This window comes from Microbacterium sp. NPDC064584 (assembly GCF_040687315.1).
Classification (GTDB): Bacteria; Actinomycetota; Actinomycetes; order Actinomycetales; family Microbacteriaceae; genus Microbacterium; species Microbacterium lacus.
On the sequence record NZ_JBFBMZ010000003.1, the window covers coordinates 145,204 to 160,184 of the forward strand.

The following is a 14,981-nucleotide window of genomic DNA, read 5'->3' on the forward strand; positions in this document are numbered from 1 at the left end:
AGCCCGGGAGGGCGAGCGGTCAGGCCTTGGGCTTGGAGTCCGTGTCGGCGTCGGGCTCAGCGGTCTTGCCCGCCTCCGCGGCGCGGGCGTGGTCATCGCTGATGGAGCTGATCGCTCCGCTGGCCACGCCGTCGATGTAGCCGGCCTCATTGACCTCGGCCTCGATGAACTCGTCCTCGGTGACCGTGCCCTCGGCGGGATCGACGACGCGGAGGATCGCCTGGCTGTGGACCTTGATCTCGACGCCGGGCGCGATCTCGACGAGTGCGGGCTGGTCGAGGTTCTCGGGGTCGAACGCGACGATCGTGCCGTAGAGGCCACCCTGCAGGAGCACCTCCGCGCCTGGGACGGTCTGGCGAGCCTTCTGCTCCTGCTCGAGCTTCTGCTTCTGCATGCGCCGACGCGAGCTCCAGAACATGAAGCCGAGCAGGACGACCAGCAGGATGATCAGGCCGTAATTGGAGAGGAATTCCATGGAGGCGAGAGCCTTTCGAATCAGGCGTGCGCCGCGGCGGCACTGCCTTGCAGGAGATGGTGAGGCGAGAGCCTCCAGCGATTATAGATCATCGAATCTGAGCGCCGAATCGAGGTGGGATACGCCCAGGTGCGCGAAGGCGGGCGGCATCGCGATGCGTCCCCGCGGTGTCCGGCCGACGAATCCGATGCGCACCAGATAGGGCTCGACGACGGATTCGATCGTCTCCGCCTCTTCGCCGACCGCGACCGCCAGGGTGCTCAGCCCCACCGGGCCACCGCGGAATCTGCGCACGAGGGCGTCGAGGACAGCGCGGTCCAGACGGTCCAGGCCGATTCCGTCCACATCGTACAGATCGAGAGCCGCGTCGACGGTGGTCGTATCGCCCCCTCCCCCGCGGACGACGATGAAGTCGCGCACGCGCCGGAGCAGGCGATTGGCGATGCGCGGCGTTCCGCGGGAGCGCCGGGCGATCTCGGCGCGCGATGCGGCAGGCAGGTCGACGCCGAGCATTGCGGCGGAGCGCTCGATGACGCGCTCGAGCTCTTCCGGCTCGTAGTACTCGAGGTGCGCGGTGAAGCCGAACCGATCGCGGAGCGGGTTCGGCAGCAGGCCCGAGCGCGTCGTCGCGCCGACGAGTGTGAACGGCGAGAGATCCAGCGGGATGCTGGTGGCACCGGCGCCCTTGCCGACCATGATGTCGATGCGGAAGTCCTCCATCGCCAGGTACAGCATCTCCTCCGCCGAGCGCGCCATGCGGTGCACTTCGTCGATGAAGAGCACTTCGCCCGGCGTGAGGCTGGACAGCAGTGCAGCCAGGTCGCCGGCGTGCTGGATCGCGGGCCCGCTGGACAGGCGCAGCGCCCGCCCGCTCTCGTGGGCCACGATCATCGCGAGCGTCGTCTTGCCGAGGCCCGGGGGCCCGGAGAGCAGGATGTGGTCGGCCGGCCGCTGCTGGATGCGCGCGGCATCGAGCAGGAGCTGAAGCTGGCCGCGGACCTTCTGCTGACCGACGAACTCAGCGAGCGACGCCGGGCGCAGTGCCCCTTCGATCGCGAGCTCGGTCTCATCCAGGGGCTCGTCCGCGTCGAGGACGTCAGCCACCGGCATGCTCCTTGCGTGCGGGGCCGAGTGCGGCCAGGGCTCGGCGCAGGAGAGACGGCACGGAGTCGCGCTCGGCGTCCGTCGCGTCCTCCATCACGACCGACACGGCCTCGGCGGCCGCACGCTCGTTCCAGCCGAGGCCCATGAGCGCCTGGGTCACCGAAGCGGCGACGTCCGGTGTCGCGGCCGCCCGTGCGGCGCCGGACGCGCGCGGGGCGATGATCTTGCCGGCCAGCTGCACGACGATGAGTTTCGCCGTCTTGGGTCCGATCCCCGAGACGCGCCGGAAGGGCGCGTCGTCGTCCTGCGCGACGGCGTCGGCGATCTGCGTGACGCTGAGAGCGGCGAGAACACCGAGCGCAGACTTGGGGCCGACGCCGGTCACGCCGAGCAGCTGCGTGAAGACGACGAGCTCTTCACGGCTCTCGAAGCCGAAGAGCGACAGGGCGTCCTCGCGCACGATCAGGTTCGTGTGCAGGTGCACGTCGTCGCCGACGTTCGTCGCGGCGGCGACGGGGGGTGTCACCGCGACGCTGAGTCCCACTCCCCCGACCTCGACGACGATCGAGTCCGTGTCCACGTGCGCCGCGCGCCCGCGCAGAGAAGAGATCATGCGGGCATCCTATGCCGCGCATTCGCAGTTTTGTTCGACCGACACACAGAAGTCAGCGGCGCGCCAGCCGCTCGGCATCCGCCCACGCCCTCTGCGCGGGTGTGAGCTGCGCACCGGTCGTCGCCGCCTGCCCCCCGCCGCGCCACGCATGACACAACGCGAGGGCGAGGGCGTCCGCGGCGTCCGCGGGCTGCGGGATCTCGTCCAGCCGCAGGATCCGGGCAACCATGAGCTGGACCTGTCGCTTGTCAGCCGCCCCGTAGCCGGTGACCGCCGCCTTGACCTCGGTGGGCGTGTGGGTCGCAGCGGCGAGTCCGCGCTCGCCTGCGATCAGGAGCGCGATGCCGCTGGCCTGGGCGGTGCCCATGACCGACTGGCGGTTGTGCTGCGAGAACACCCGCTCGACGGCCACGACCGCCGGCGCATGCTCGTCGATCACGGCGCGGATGCCCGCTGCGATCGTCGCGAGCCGGCGCTCGATGGGTTCGCCCGGATCGGAGCGGACGACACCCACATGGACGAGCCGCGCTGATCGGTCGCTTGCGACGTCGACGACGCCGACCCCGCACCGGGTCAGGCCGGGGTCGATGCCGAGCACACGAAGAGCTGCCACCGTCCCACGCTATGCGCGGGGCGGTGGCAAGCGGACGCGGCGCGCCCTACTCGTCGTTCTCGAGCTCGGCCTGAACCTCGGCAGACAGATCGAAGTTGCTGTAGACGTTCTGGACGTCGTCGCTGTCCTCGAGCGCGTCGATCAGGCGGAAGACCTTCCGGGCCGTCTCGGCGTCGACCTCGACCTTGAGAGACGGGACGAACTCGACATCGGCCGACTCGTAGTCCAGTCCCGCGTCCTGCAGCGCCTGGCGCACCGTGACCAGGTCGGAGGCCTCCGTGATGACCTCGAATCCCTGGGCATGCTCTTCGACGTTCTCGGCGCCGGCCTCCAGCGCCGCCAGCATCACGTCGTCCTCCTCGGCGCCCTCGCCGGAGACGACGATCACACCTTTGCGGTGGAAGTTGTACGCAACCGACCCGGGGTCGGCGAGCGTGCCGCCGTTCCGGCTGAGTGCGGTGCGAACCTCGGCTGCCGCACGGTTCTTGTTGTCGGTGAGGCACTCGATCATGAGGGCCACACCGTTGGGTCCGTAGCCTTCGTAGAGGATCGTCGTGTACTCGACGGCCTCGCCGCCGATGCCCGCACCGCGCTTGACGGCGCGGTCGATGTTGTCATTCGGGACCGAGGTCTTCTTCGCCTTCTGGATGGCGTCGTAGAGCGTCGGGTTGCCCGAGACGTCTGCGCCGCCCATCTTGGCGGCGACTTCGATGTTCTTGATGAGCTTGGCGAACGACTTGGCACGGCGCGAATCGATGATCGCCTTCTTGTGCTTCGTGGTCGCCCACTTGGAGTGGCCGGACATTCCTCCAGTTTACGCGGCGACGGCGCTCCTCACGGCGCGAGGATCCTTCCCAGCGTCCGAAGGTTCCGGTTCGTCGTCGAGGTGCGGTACGCCGCACGAGCGAGCAGCTTCGCGAACGGTGTGTCCGTCGTCGTGCCTTTCACCGGATTCCAATAGAGGACGCCACGCCCCCGAGCGACCGGATCCACGTCCGCGTCGAGGGATGCCGCCGCGGTCGCGAGTTCGTCCAGCACGGCGTCGTCGCTGCCGAACACCACCCACGGCTGCCGGGTCTCATCCGAAGCGTCGAACGGGAATCCGGTCCGGGCCTCCTCGACCTCGTCGCGGGTCTTCAGAACGATCCAGGCGTCGTAGCCGAACCGCTCGCGCAGGCCGGCTTCGATCCGACGCTTCAGATCGCCGCGCGCCCCGGGGGCGGCATCCGCGGTGAAGGCGGCATTGCCGCTCGCGAGGAACGTGCGGACATCCTCCAGGCCGAGGTCGAGCTGCATGAGCGAAACGAGGTCCGCATTGCGGATCGTCACTCCCCCGACGTTGACTCCGCGCAGCAGCGCCACCCAGGCGGTCATCCGCGCCTACAGCGCGAACTCGAAGCCGAAGCGGGAGGACAGCAGCGCCACGAGGTCGCGGGGCACTTTGGTGACGTACGCGGGTGCGGGCACGAGCGTGTCCGCCGAGCCGATGAACGGGAAGTAGACCGGCCCGTCCGTGAGGGCCTCTATCGAGTCGCGGATCGCGACGATGTCGGAGCCGATGCGTCGCAGGGCGGTCAGGGTGATCGGAGAGGCGAGGCGGAGCGTGTCGCTCACCGGCATGCGCCAGTGGGGCAGCTCTTCGCCGTGCCTGGCCGTCGTCTCCTCGCCGAGCGGCCCGAGCACGCGACCCCACGCGGCGATGCCGGGAACGGGGAGGGTCCGATCCCACACGAACAGGGTGTCGCCCGGCTCGGTGCAGCCGACGAGCTCGTGCGACCACTCGAAGCGCCGGTCGGGTGAGGCCTTCGGAGCACGCAGCGCGTCGCCGACGACGCCGCGGGACGGCGCGATCATCCAGTACCGCTCCTCGGGGCGGTCGTGCCACCACTTGTTCACGGTCATGCCAGAAACCTAGCCGGTGTGCGCCCGCCGGTCAGGCGGCACGCACGGTCTGCAGGAACAGCTCGTGGAACCGGTGCTCGCCGGTGACCTCCGGGTGAAAGCTCGTGCCCAGCAGCGCGTCGCGACGCACAGCGACGATCCGTCCGTCGTCCAGCCGCGCGAGCGTCTGCACCGACGGTCCCGCCGACTCCACCACCGGCGCCCTGATGAACACGGCGTGCACGGGCGGGTCTCCGAGTTCCGGCACCGCGAGATCCGTCTCGAAGGAGTCCAGCTGGCTTCCGAAGGCGTTGCGGCGGACCGCGATGTCCAGGCCGCCGAAGCTCTCCTGACCCGCGATGCCGTCGATGATCCGGTCGGCGAGCAGGATGAGTCCGGCGCACGTGCCGTACACCGGCATCCCCGCGGCGATCGCGGTGCGGATCGGGTCCTGCATTCCGAACGCGCGCGAGAGCTTGTCGATCACGCTGGACTCGCCGCCCGGGATGACCAGCCCGCGCACCGACGCCAGCTCCTCCGGTCGTCGGACCAGACCGACGTCGGCGCCGAGGCCCTCCAGCACGCGGACGTGCTCGCGCACGTCTCCCTGGAGGGCGAGGACGCCGACGCGCGGCCTGTTACCAGCCACGCTCGGCGAGCCGGTGCGGCGCCGGAAGGTCCGAAACGTTGATGCCGACCATCGCCTCGCCGAGTCCGCGCGACACGTCGGCGATGACCTTGGCGTCGTCGAAGAACGTCGTCGCCTTCACGATCGCCGCAGCGCGCTGCGCGGGGTTGCCCGACTTGAAGATGCCGGAGCCGACGAAGACCCCGTCCGCACCGAGCTGCATCATCATCGCGGCGTCGGCGGGGGTCGCGACGCCGCCGGCCACGAAGAGCACCACGGGAAGCGATCCGGTCTCGGCGACCTCGGCCACGAGTTCATACGGCGCCTGCAGCTCCTTGGCGGCGACGTAGAGCTCGTCCTTCGTCATCGAGCGGAGGACGTTGATCTCGCTGGAGATCTTGCGGATGTGCTTCGTGGCCTCCGACACGTCGCCCGTGCCTGCCTCGCCCTTCGACCGGATCATCGCGGCGCCCTCGTTGATGCGGCGAAGCGCCTCACCCAGATTCGTCGCTCCGCACACGAACGGCACCGTGAAGCCCCACTTGTCGATGTGGTTGACGTAGTCGGCGGGCGAGAGGACCTCGGATTCGTCGATGTAGTCCACGCCGAGCTCCTGGAGCACCTGCGCCTCGACGAAGTGGCCGATACGGGCCTTGGCCATCACCGGGATCGACACGGACGAGATGATGCTCTCGATCATGTCGGGGTCGCTCATGCGGGACACCCCGCCCTCGGCGCGGATGTCGGCGGGGACCCGCTCGAGGGCCATGACGGCGACGGCTCCGGCGTCCTCGGCGATCTTGGCCTGCTCGGCGGTCACGACGTCCATGATCACGCCGCCCTTCAGCATCTCGGCGAGACCGCGCTTGACGCGGCTGGTTCCGGACTGGGGTGTGCTCACGAGGGATCCTTTCGGCGGACGCGCAGAGGCGCGGGCGGCGCGGTCGAGTTTTGGCCTAGGCCAAAAGATATCATGTACCGCGACGTAGAATCGGGCCGATGGATGCCGAACTGATGGACCTGATCCGCGGGCGTTCCGCCGCCGACATCGCCGATGCGGTGCGGGCGCTGGTCGAGCGCGGCGCGCTGCGTGCCGGAGACGCTCTGCCGCCGGTGCGCACCCTCGCGGAGGGGCTCGGCGTCAACCGCAACACCGTCGCATCGGCCTACCGCCAGCTCGCGCAGGCCGGCCTTGTGGTGACCAAGGGACGAGGCGGAACGACGGTCGCAGATCCTCGGCCCGTCCCGCAGGAGGGTTTCGCCGGCGACAGTGTTCTGCGGGATGTTGCGACGGGCAATCCCGATCCGGAGTTCGTGCCCGACCCGGCGCGCGCGCTCGCGGCGATGGCGGGGCGTCCCGTGCTGTACGGCGAGCCGGTGATCGATCCCGACCTGGAGCGCTGGGCGGCGAAGTGGATGAGCGACGCCACTCCCCCGGGCGCCCCCGCGCGCCTGACGATCACGAGCGGCGCCGCGGACGCGATCGAGCGCCTGCTCGCACAGGCGCTCACGCGCGATGACGCGGTCGGTCTGGAGGATCCCTGCTTCCTCGCCGCGATCCACACCGTGCGGGTCGGCGGCTACCGGCCGGTCGGCATCCCCGTGGACGACGAGGGCATGACCGTCGAAGGGTTGCGCGCGGCGCTCGAACGCGGGGTCCGGGCGATCATCTGCACGCCGCGCGCGCAGAACCCGACCGGGGCGAGCCTCACGGCCGCGCGGGCCGCGGCCCTCCGTGACGAGCTGCGCGCCCATCCCTACGTCCTCGTGATCGAGGACGATCACTTCTCGATGCTCTCTCAGCGACCCCTGCATTCTCTGATCGGTCCGCATCAGCGGCGGTGGGCGGTGATCCGCTCGGTCTCGAAGTTCCTGGGGCCCGACATGTGCCTGGCCGTGACGGCGTCCGACCCCGACACCGCGGCCGGGCTGGCGACCCGTCTGACCCCCGGGACGACGTGGGTGAGCCACTTGCTGCAGCGGCTCGTGCTCGCCCTCATGACGGACGCCGACGTGCGCGGGAAGATCGCTTCGGCCGCTGCGCACTACGCCGCCCGCAACGTCGCGTTCGCCGCCCGGCTCACCGCACACGGCGTTCCCACGATCGCGCGCGACGGTCTGAATCTGTGGGTGGAGCTGCCGGTCGCGGCCGATGACGTCGTCCAGCGGCTCATGCGCCGCGGGTGGCTCGCCCGCAGCGGTGAGGAGTTCCGGCTGTCGCCGGGAGCGGCATCCGATCGGCTTCGTCTCACCGTTCACGACCTCGACGACGCGGATGCCGAGCACTTGGCGACCGACATCGCCGCCGCGGTCCGCGCGTCGGCTCAGCGACCCGGCACGCGCGAAGTGGCATGATCGAGCGGTGAAGATCCTCTCCATCCAGTCCGCGGTCGCGTACGGCCATGTCGGCAACTCCGCCGCAGTGTTCCCGCTTCAGCGCATCGGCGTCGAGGTCCTGCCGGTGTACACGGTGAACTTCTCCAATCACACGGGGTACGGCGCGTGGCGCGGCCCGCTCATCGCGCCCGAGGACGTGCGCGAGGTCATCGCCGGAATCGAGGACCGCGGCGTCTTCCCGCAGATCGACGTGATCCTCTCGGGCTACCAGGGCGGCGAGGGAATCGCCGACGTGATCCTGGATGCCGTGACCCGCGTGAAGGCTGCGAACCCGTCTGCGGTCTACGCGTGCGACCCCGTCATGGGGAATGCGAAGTCCGGCTGCTTCGTCGCACCCGCCATCCCGATCCTGCTGCGCGACCGGGTCGTGCCGGCCGCGGACATCCTGACGCCGAACCAGTTCGAACTCGGCTTCCTCACCGGGACGGAGCCGCGCACCCTCGCGGAGACCCTCGCGTCGGTCGACCTGATCCGCGCCACGGGCCCGCGTACGGTGCTCGTCACGAGCGTCGAGCAGCCGGACCGCCCCGACGGCACGATCGAGATGCTCGCGGTGACCGACGACGGCGCGTGGATCGTGCAGACGCCGCTCATCCCGATGAAGGCCAACGGATCGGGCGACGTCACGGCGGCCCTGTTCACCGCGCACCTGCGTGCCGGCGGGGACGCCGCGGATGCGCTGGCGCGGACGACCTCGAGCGTGTTCGACCTGCTGCAGCTCACGTACGAGTCGGGCGAGCGCGAACTCCAGCTCGTCGAGGCGCAGGAGTCCTACGCCCGCCCGCGCCTGCAGTTCGCGGTCCGCCAGGTCCGCTGAGCAGGTTCAGACTGTCGGCCAGGCCTCGGCGACCGCCCGGCGGACTTCGCCCAGCAACTGCGGCAGTGCCTTGGTCCTGGCGATGATCGGGAAGAAGTTCGCATCCGCGCTCCAGCGCGGCACGATGTGCTGATGCAGGTGCTCGTCCACGCCCGCGCCGGCGACGGCGCCCTGGTTCATGCCGATGTTGAACCCGTCGCAGCGGGAGACCTCGCGCAGCACCCGCATCCCGGTCTGCGTCAGCGCGCCGATCTCCGCGACCTCTTCGGCAGAGGCCTCGTCGTACTGGCCGATGTGCCGGTACGGGCAGACGAGAAGGTGGCCTGAGTTGTACGGGAACAGGTTCAGCAACACGTAGGCGGAGCGCCCACGGTGCACGATCAGCCCGTCCTCGTCCGATTTCTCGGGCGCCGCGCAGAAGGGACATGCATCGCGCAGAGGCTGCGGACCCGCCTGGATGTAAGCCATCCGGTGCGGGGTCCACAGTCGCTGGAACTGGTCGGGGACTCCGGCGAGCCGGGCCGCCTCAACGAGTCCCTCGTCGCTCATGCCAGATCCTCGGCCGTGTCCACCAGCGTGCGGTCCTCGATCGCCCGTAGGATGCGCTGCACGGCATCCGCCACGGGAATGCCGTTCTGCTGCGTTCCGTCGCGGAACCGGAAGGACACGGTACCGCCGGCACGATCCTGCTCACCCGCGATCAGCTGCAGCGGGACCTTCTGGGTCGTGTGCGTGCGGATCTTCTTCTGCATGCGGTCATCGCTGTGGTCGACGTCGGCGCGCACGCCCTCGGCGACCAGACGCGCGATGATCTCGTCGAGGTACTCGCCGTACTGCTCGGCGACGGGGATGCCGACCACCTGCACCGGCGAGAGCCACACCGGGAACGCGCCGGCGTAGTGCTCGAGGAGGATCGCGAAGAAGCGCTCGATCGAACCCATCAGCGCCCGGTGGATCATGACCGGCCGCTTCTTCAGGCCGTCACGGTCGGTGAACTCCAGATCGAACCGCTCGGGAAGGTTGAAGTCCAGCTGGACGGTCGACAGCTGCCAGGTGCGCCCGATGGCATCCTTGACCTTCAGGTCGATCTTCGGTCCGTAGAAGGCCGCTTCGCCGGGGACTTCGGTGAGCTTCAGCCCGCTGGCCAGCGCGACGCGTCGCAGCGCATCCGTCGCCTCCGCCCAGTGCGCCTCGTCACCGATCCACTTGGCCTTCTCGTCGTCGCGCATCGACAGCTCGAGCTCGAAGTCGCTCAGCCCGAAGTCGCGCAGAAGCGACAGCACGAACTCGAGGACCTTCGACACCTCACCCTCGAGCTGCTCCGGAGTCACGAACAGGTGCGCGTCGTCCTGGGTGAACCCGCGGACGCGAGTGAGGCCGTGCAGTGCGCCGGAGAGCTCGTTGCGGTACACCGTGCCGTTCTCGGCGAGGCGCATCGGCAGATCCCGGTAGCTGCGCGCCCGCTCGCGGTAGATGAGGATGTGCATCGGGCAGTTCATGGGCTTGAGGTAGTAGTCCACGCCCTGCTTCGTGATCTCGCCGTTCTCGTCGCGCTCCTCGTCCATGCGGATCGGCGGGAACATTCCCTCCGCGTACGTGACGAGGTGATTGGACTCGATGAAGAGGTCCCGCTTGGTGATGTGCGGCGTGTACACGTACGTGTAGCCCGCCGCGCGGTGGCGGCGGAGCGCATGCTGCTCCATCTCCTGACGGACGATGCCGCCGCGCGGGTGCCAGACGGAGAGGCCCGAGCCGATCTCCTCCGGGAACGAGAACAGGTCCAGCTCCTTGCCGAGGCGCCGGTGGTCGCGCTTCGCGGCCTCCTCGAGACGCTGCTGGTACGCGCGCAGGTCATCTTTCGTGGGCCAAGCGGTGCCGTAGATGCGCTGCAGCTGGGGGTTCTTCTCGCTCCCGCGCCAGTAGGCCGCGGCGATGCGGGTGAGCGCCCACCCGTTGCCGATGAGCCGTGTGCTCGGCAGGTGGGGTCCGCGGCAGAGGTCCTTCCAGACGACCTCGCCGTCCCGGTCGACGTTGTCGTAGATCGTGAGCTCGCCGGCGCCCACCTCGACGGAGGCCCCCTCGGTCTTGTCCGCGCCGCCGCCCTTGAGCCCGATCAGTTCGAGCTTGAACGGCTCGGCGGCGAGCTCGGCACGCGCTTCGTCGTCGCTGACCACACGGCGGACGAAGCGCTGTCCCTCGCGGACGATGCGCTGCATCTCTTTCTCGATCGCCTTGAGAGCTTCGGGCGTGAACGGCTCGGCGACGCCGAAGTCATAGTAGAAGCCGTCGGTGATGGGCGGACCGATGCCGAGGTTCGCCTGCGGGTCGATGCGCTGAACGGCCTGGGCGAGCACGTGCGCCGTGGAGTGTCGGAGGATCGAAAGCCCGTCCGCGCTGTCGATCGAGACCGGTTCGACGTCATCGCCGGGCTGGACGGTCGTGGCGAGGTCTTTCAGCTCGCCGTTGACGCGCAGAGCCACGACCGAGCGATCGGGGAAGAGGGCGAAGCCGTCGGCGGGCAGCGACACGTTCGACGGGAGGGTGACATCGGTCAAGGGAATTCTCCAGAGGTGACTCGGATGAAGGATGGCTCAGCTTCGGGCGCGGCGCGCCCTGCCCGCTCAGGCGCCGCGCGTTCGCGCGCCGAGGAGGGCGACAGTCGTCGCGGTCCCGTGGTGGCGCAGTCCCATCCCTCCAGTCTAGGGCCCGCGCTCCCGCGGACGCGGTGGGCCGATCGGTGCCGGTCGGGTCCGCCCGCGCCGCGCGCGGACGCGATGATGGATGCTGTGAAACTCGCCCTGGTCGGTGCCGGCCTTCTGCTGCTCGGTGGTGCGGCGGTGATCACCGGAGTGCTTCCGGCGGCTGACGCGCTCGCGATCGCCGACCGGGTCTGGCCGATCCTCGCGTTCGTCGTCGCGGTGACGATCGTGGCCGAGCTCGCCGCCGCGGCAGGCGTCTTCGACGTGGCGGCATTCGCCTTGGCCCGATGGGCGCGTGGACGCACGTGGGTGCTGTGGGCGCTGGTCGTCGTGCTGGCGATCCTCGCCACCGCCTTCCTGTCGCTGGACACGACCGCCGTCCTGTTGACACCCGTCGTCGTGGCCGTGGCCCGGGCCCACCGTCTGGACCCCCTGCCGTTCGCCTTCACGACCGTCGTGCTCGCCAACACCGCGTCGCTCGTGCTTCCGGTGTCGAACCTCACGAACCTGCTCGCCGTCGAGCGCCTCGGCATCGCCGGGCCGCTGGAGTTCCTCGCCCTCACGGGTCCGTCCGCGTTCGTCGCGATCGCCGTGTCGGTTCTCATCCTCTTGCTCGCGCAACGCCGCAGTCTGCGCGGACGCTATCTGCTGGCGACGCCTCCGCACGTCGAGGACCGCGTCCTCCTCATCACGGCCGCGGTCGTGGTGATCGCTCTGCTCCCGCTCCTCGTCTCGGGCATGCCCCCGTGGATACCGGCGACCGCCGCCGCGATCGCGCTGTCGATCGTCTTCGCGGTGCGCTCGCGTCGGACTCTCCGCCTCGGACTCGTGCCCTGGCAGCTTCTGGTCTTCGCGTCCGGCCTGTTCCTGGCGGTCGGGGCGATCGAGGCGCTCGGCTCTCAGCGGGTCCTGGAGGCGATCGTGGGGACGGGGACGTCGCCATCGGACCTCCTGCAGGTCGCCGCAGCGGGCCTGTTCGGCGCGAATGCGATCAACAACCTCCCCGCGTACCTCGCACTGGAGGCGGCTGCGGGAGCTCCGGAGCGGTTGGCGGCACTCCTGGTCGGGGTGAATGCCGGCCCGCTCATCGCCCCGTGGGCGTCGCTGGCGACGCTGTTGTGGCATCAGCGGCTGCACGCTGTCGGCGTCGATGTGCCGTGGCGGCGCTATGTCCTGCTCGGCCTCGCGATCGCTCCGGTGACCGTCCTGCTGGCCACTCTCCCGCTCGCTGTGCGCTGAGGGCTCTCGCATCCGGGGTGGAAAAGCGAAAACCCCCGGCTGTCCGGGGGTTCTCATGTGTGCGCGATACTGGGATCGAACCAGTGACCTCTTCCGTGTCAGGGAAGCGCGCTACCGCTGCGCCAATCGCGCCCGTACGGGCATATTCAGTTGTCGGCGAGGTGGCGACGGGATTCGAACCCGTGTAAACGGCTTTGCAGGCCGGTGCCTAGCCGCTCGGCCACGCCACCGTGTGGATTGACCCCACGTGCGGTGGTCTTCCGTGAAGAAGACTCCTGCACTCGAGCGGATGACGAGACTCGAACTCGCGACCCCAACCTTGGCAAGGTTGTGCGCTACCAACTGCGCTACATCCGCGTGGCCCGGATTGCTCCGGGCGCTTGAACGACTTTAGCCGATGAATTCACACTCGCCAAACCAGGCGCGACCCGCGCGTGTCACCGGTCACCGACGGTTCGGGCAACCCTCCGGCATCGGGTAGGATCGAGTCTCGGCCCCGCAGGGCCACGGGCGATTGGCGCAGTTGGTAGCGCGCTTCCTTCACACGGAAGAGGTCATCAGTTCGAGTCTGGTATCGCCCACCACAGCCGCTCAGCCGGCGAACTCCCATCCGTACCGACGGCGCAGAGCCTCGGCCACGATCCGGAATCGGGCGGAATCCAGTGCGGCGGCCTCGCGGCGCATGCCGTCCGCGTGCACGCTGTAGAGCTGATCGATGTCCACCCACGACGGACGCCCTTGGGAATCCCACGCGCCGGGTCCGATCGGGAGGAAGTCACGCTCCCCGTCGTGAGCCTTGCTCGTGAGCTTCACGGCGAAGGCGCGATCGGTGCCATGCCGCCCGATGATCAGCACCGGCCGGTCCTTCCCGCGCCCGTCGTTCTCCGCGTACGGCACCCAGGTCCACACGACCTCTCCCGCGTCGGGCGCGCCGTCGCGTCGCGGCGCATAGCCGATGGCCACCGGTTCCACACGGCGGGGATCCAGCTCGACGGTGCCCGTCGCGCCGCCGGCCGTCGGTCGTAATGCCGCGGGCGTCCGCGCCCGCGCGGGGCGGAACAGTCGCACGAGTGCACTCCGGAGGGTGTTTCGCGAGGCCATCCTCAGACGATAGCCCCGACACACGGAACACCCCGCGACCGAGGTCGCGGGGTGTTCTGCGTGGTGAGCTTGTCGATCAGGCCTTCGTGTCGGCGAGGACGTAGCCCTCTTCGCCGTGGACGATCGTGTCGATGCCGGCGATCTCGTCCTCGTTCTTCACGCGGAAGCCGATCGTCTTCTGGATCGCGAAGCCGATGATCCAGGCCAGCACGAACGAGTACGCCATGACCGCGAAGGCGGCGATCGCCTGCACGAGGAGCTGCGTTCCGCTGCCGCTGTAGATCAGGCCCGTCCCGTTCGCGAAGAAGCCGAGGTACAGGGTTCCGATGAGGCCACCGACCAGGTGGATGCCGACCACATCGAGCGAGTCGTCGAAGCCGAGCTTGAACTTCAGCTCGATCGCCAGGGCGCAGACCGCTCCGGCGACGAGGCCGAGGACGATCGCCCAGATCGGAGTGAGCGAGGCACACGCCGGGGTGATGGCGACGAGGCCCGCGACGGCGCCGGAGGCGGCGCCGACCGAGGTGGGCTTGCCGTCCTTGATCTTCTCGACGATCAGCCAGGCCAGCAGTGCCGCAGCGGGTGCGGCGATCGTGTTGACGAAGGCGATCGCCGCGGTGTTGTCGGCGGCGAGCTCGGATCCGGCATTGAAGCCGAACCAACCGAACCACAGCAGGCCCGCCCCGAGGAGGACGAACGGCGGGTTGTGCGGGACGTGCACGCCCTTCTGGAAGCCGACGCGCTTGCCGAGGACGAGTGCCAGCGCGAGGGCAGCGGCACCGGCATTGATGTGCACGGCGGTACCACCCGCGAAGTCGATCGCACCGACCCCGAACACGTTCTGCATGCCGTACGTGATCCAGCCGCCGTAGGCGAAGCTGCCGTCATCGGCCAGGCCGAAGTTGAACACCCAGCTGGCCACGGGGAAGTAGACCACCGTGGCCCAGATCGCCGCGAAGATCATCCACGCGCCGAACTTGGCACGGTCGGCGATCGCGCCGGACACGAGCGCCACCGTGATGATCGCGAACGTCGCCTGGAAGGCGACGAAGGCCAGCGGCGGGAAAGCCGCACCGTCGGGCGTCTCGAGGAGGTTCGCCAGCCCGAACTCTGCGGGGTCGATCGCCCACGGGAACTGAACGGTGCCCTCCGCGGTTGCCGGGAACGCGATCGCGTAGCCGTACAGGACCCACAGGACGCCGATGAGTCCCATTGCGCCGAAGCTGAGCATCATCATGCTGATGACGCTCTTGGCCTTGACGAGGCCGCCGTAGAAGAAAGCGAGTCCTGGAGTCATCAACAGGACCAGCGCTGCCGATATCAGGATGAATGCCGTGTTGCCTTGATCCATCTCGAAGTGAACCTCTCTGCAGGGACGCAGGGTAGAAAGCGTCGGGTGGTCCCAGTGTCGAGG

16 protein-coding genes and 4 tRNA genes are annotated in these 14,981 nt (G+C 69.2%); 4 read left to right on the forward strand and 16 right to left on the reverse strand.

Features of this window, described 5'->3' with window-relative positions:
• Positions 1 to 19: 19 nt before the first annotated feature.
• From AB0P18_RS06835 to pdxS, 9 genes are all read right to left on the reverse strand, one after another.
• Positions 20 to 475, reverse strand: coding sequence for a preprotein translocase subunit YajC (locus tag AB0P18_RS06835; RefSeq protein ID WP_344053600.1), 456 nt, complete (start codon positions 473 to 475; stop codon positions 20 to 22).
• An 81-nt stretch (positions 476 to 556) separates the two neighbouring features.
• On the reverse strand, positions 557 to 1,579 hold the full coding sequence (gene ruvB / locus AB0P18_RS06840; RefSeq protein ID WP_344053602.1) for a Holliday junction branch migration DNA helicase RuvB: 1,023 nt from the start codon (positions 1,577 to 1,579) through the stop codon (positions 557 to 559).
• A complete protein-coding gene (gene ruvA / locus AB0P18_RS06845; protein ID WP_344053604.1) occupies positions 1,572 to 2,192 on the reverse strand; it encodes a Holliday junction branch migration protein RuvA in 621 nt (206 codons plus the stop codon). The genes ruvB and ruvA overlap by 8 nt, the downstream gene beginning before the upstream one ends.
• 52 nt (positions 2,193 to 2,244) lie before the next feature.
• Positions 2,245 to 2,805: a crossover junction endodeoxyribonuclease RuvC gene (ruvC, locus tag AB0P18_RS06850; protein WP_344053606.1), complete on the reverse strand. Its 561-nt coding sequence runs from the start codon at positions 2,803 to 2,805 to the stop codon at positions 2,245 to 2,247.
• A 46-nt stretch (positions 2,806 to 2,851) separates the two neighbouring features.
• Positions 2,852 to 3,610 (reverse strand): YebC/PmpR family DNA-binding transcriptional regulator, encoded by a 759-nt coding sequence (locus tag AB0P18_RS06855; RefSeq protein WP_344053608.1) that lies wholly within the window; start codon positions 3,608 to 3,610, stop codon positions 2,852 to 2,854.
• Between the two features lie 29 nt (positions 3,611 to 3,639).
• A complete protein-coding gene (locus tag AB0P18_RS06860) occupies positions 3,640 to 4,179 on the reverse strand; it encodes a DUF1697 domain-containing protein (RefSeq protein WP_363359460.1) in 540 nt (179 codons plus the stop codon).
• Between the two features lie 6 nt (positions 4,180 to 4,185).
• A complete protein-coding gene (locus AB0P18_RS06865) occupies positions 4,186 to 4,707 on the reverse strand; it encodes a hypothetical protein (RefSeq protein ID WP_344053612.1) in 522 nt (173 codons plus the stop codon).
• Between the two features lie 31 nt (positions 4,708 to 4,738).
• Positions 4,739 to 5,335: a pyridoxal 5'-phosphate synthase glutaminase subunit PdxT gene (gene pdxT / locus AB0P18_RS06870; protein WP_344053614.1), complete on the reverse strand. Its 597-nt coding sequence runs from the start codon at positions 5,333 to 5,335 to the stop codon at positions 4,739 to 4,741.
• Positions 5,325 to 6,215: a pyridoxal 5'-phosphate synthase lyase subunit PdxS gene (gene pdxS, locus AB0P18_RS06875; RefSeq protein ID WP_344053616.1), complete on the reverse strand. Its 891-nt coding sequence runs from the start codon at positions 6,213 to 6,215 to the stop codon at positions 5,325 to 5,327. The genes pdxT and pdxS overlap by 11 nt, the downstream gene beginning before the upstream one ends.
• A gap of 98 nt (positions 6,216 to 6,313) precedes the next feature.
• Between pdxS and AB0P18_RS06880 the strand changes: the two genes are divergently transcribed.
• Positions 6,314 to 7,669 carry an aminotransferase class I/II-fold pyridoxal phosphate-dependent enzyme gene (locus tag AB0P18_RS06880; protein ID WP_363359461.1) on the forward strand — a complete coding sequence of 452 codons (1,356 nt, stop codon included), beginning with the start codon at positions 6,314 to 6,316 and terminating at the stop codon, positions 7,667 to 7,669.
• A 7-nt stretch (positions 7,670 to 7,676) separates the two neighbouring features.
• Entirely contained in the window at positions 7,677 to 8,528 is an 852-nt protein-coding gene (pdxY, locus tag AB0P18_RS06885) for a pyridoxal kinase PdxY (protein ID WP_363359462.1), read from the forward strand.
• A 6-nt stretch (positions 8,529 to 8,534) separates the two neighbouring features.
• Here pdxY and AB0P18_RS06890 read toward each other — a convergent pair whose 3' ends face one another.
• Together AB0P18_RS06890 and thrS are read right to left on the reverse strand one after the other, a co-directional pair.
• Complete coding sequence (locus tag AB0P18_RS06890; RefSeq protein ID WP_363359463.1) at positions 8,535 to 9,077, reverse strand: HIT domain-containing protein; 543 nt, start codon at positions 9,075 to 9,077, stop codon at positions 8,535 to 8,537.
• Complete coding sequence (thrS, locus tag AB0P18_RS06895; protein WP_363359464.1) at positions 9,074 to 11,083, reverse strand: threonine--tRNA ligase; 2,010 nt, start codon at positions 11,081 to 11,083, stop codon at positions 9,074 to 9,076. The genes AB0P18_RS06890 and thrS overlap by 4 nt, the downstream gene beginning before the upstream one ends.
• 222 nt (positions 11,084 to 11,305) lie before the next feature.
• Here thrS and AB0P18_RS06900 point away from each other — a divergent pair, with 222 nt between their 5' ends.
• Positions 11,306 to 12,466, forward strand: coding sequence for an SLC13 family permease (locus tag AB0P18_RS06900; protein WP_344053626.1), 1,161 nt, complete (start codon positions 11,306 to 11,308; stop codon positions 12,464 to 12,466).
• A gap of 60 nt (positions 12,467 to 12,526) precedes the next feature.
• On the opposite strand, the gene AB0P18_RS06905 is transcribed toward AB0P18_RS06900, so the two are convergent.
• The 3 genes from AB0P18_RS06905 to AB0P18_RS06915 form a co-directional block, all read right to left on the reverse strand.
• Positions 12,527 to 12,598, reverse strand: a tRNA-Val gene (locus AB0P18_RS06905).
• A gap of 27 nt (positions 12,599 to 12,625) precedes the next feature.
• Positions 12,626 to 12,696, reverse strand: a tRNA-Cys gene (locus AB0P18_RS06910).
• A 54-nt stretch (positions 12,697 to 12,750) separates the two neighbouring features.
• Positions 12,751 to 12,823 (reverse strand) — tRNA-Gly (locus tag AB0P18_RS06915).
• Between the two features lie 151 nt (positions 12,824 to 12,974).
• On the opposite strand from AB0P18_RS06915, the gene AB0P18_RS06920 reads away from it, so the two are divergent.
• Positions 12,975 to 13,050: transfer RNA gene (locus AB0P18_RS06920), tRNA-Val, on the forward strand.
• A gap of 7 nt (positions 13,051 to 13,057) precedes the next feature.
• On the opposite strand, the gene AB0P18_RS06925 is transcribed toward AB0P18_RS06920, so the two are convergent.
• Both AB0P18_RS06925 and AB0P18_RS06930 read right to left on the reverse strand, forming a co-directional pair.
• Positions 13,058 to 13,567: a type II toxin-antitoxin system PemK/MazF family toxin gene (locus tag AB0P18_RS06925; RefSeq protein WP_363359465.1), complete on the reverse strand. Its 510-nt coding sequence runs from the start codon at positions 13,565 to 13,567 to the stop codon at positions 13,058 to 13,060.
• A 76-nt stretch (positions 13,568 to 13,643) separates the two neighbouring features.
• A complete protein-coding gene (locus AB0P18_RS06930; protein ID WP_344053630.1) occupies positions 13,644 to 14,918 on the reverse strand; it encodes an ammonium transporter in 1,275 nt (424 codons plus the stop codon).
• Between the last annotated feature and the right edge of the window lie 63 nt (positions 14,919 to 14,981).

Excerpts from the sequence above, each read along its gene's own strand:
- ruvA (WP_344053604.1), bottom strand. The coding sequence starts at position 2,192 with ATGATCTCTTCTCTGCGCGGGCGCGCGGCGCACGTGGACACGGACTCG.
- AB0P18_RS06880 (WP_363359461.1), top strand. The coding sequence starts at position 6,314 with ATGGATGCCGAACTGATGGACCTGATCCGCGGGCGTTCCGCCGCCGAC.
- AB0P18_RS06835 (WP_344053600.1), bottom strand. The coding sequence starts at position 475 with ATGGAATTCCTCTCCAATTACGGCCTGATCATCCTGCTGGTCGTCCTG.
- AB0P18_RS06865 (WP_344053612.1), bottom strand. The coding sequence starts at position 4,707 with ATGACCGTGAACAAGTGGTGGCACGACCGCCCCGAGGAGCGGTACTGG.
- AB0P18_RS06890 (WP_363359463.1), bottom strand. The coding sequence starts at position 9,077 with ATGAGCGACGAGGGACTCGTTGAGGCGGCCCGGCTCGCCGGAGTCCCC.
- AB0P18_RS06855 (WP_344053608.1), bottom strand. The coding sequence starts at position 3,610 with ATGTCCGGCCACTCCAAGTGGGCGACCACGAAGCACAAGAAGGCGATC.
- AB0P18_RS06925 (WP_363359465.1), bottom strand. The coding sequence starts at position 13,567 with ATGGCCTCGCGAAACACCCTCCGGAGTGCACTCGTGCGACTGTTCCGC.
- AB0P18_RS06900 (WP_344053626.1), top strand. The coding sequence starts at position 11,306 with ATGGATGCTGTGAAACTCGCCCTGGTCGGTGCCGGCCTTCTGCTGCTC.
- AB0P18_RS06930 (WP_344053630.1), bottom strand. The coding sequence starts at position 14,918 with ATGGATCAAGGCAACACGGCATTCATCCTGATATCGGCAGCGCTGGTC.
- AB0P18_RS06860 (WP_363359460.1), bottom strand. The coding sequence starts at position 4,179 with ATGACCGCCTGGGTGGCGCTGCTGCGCGGAGTCAACGTCGGGGGAGTG.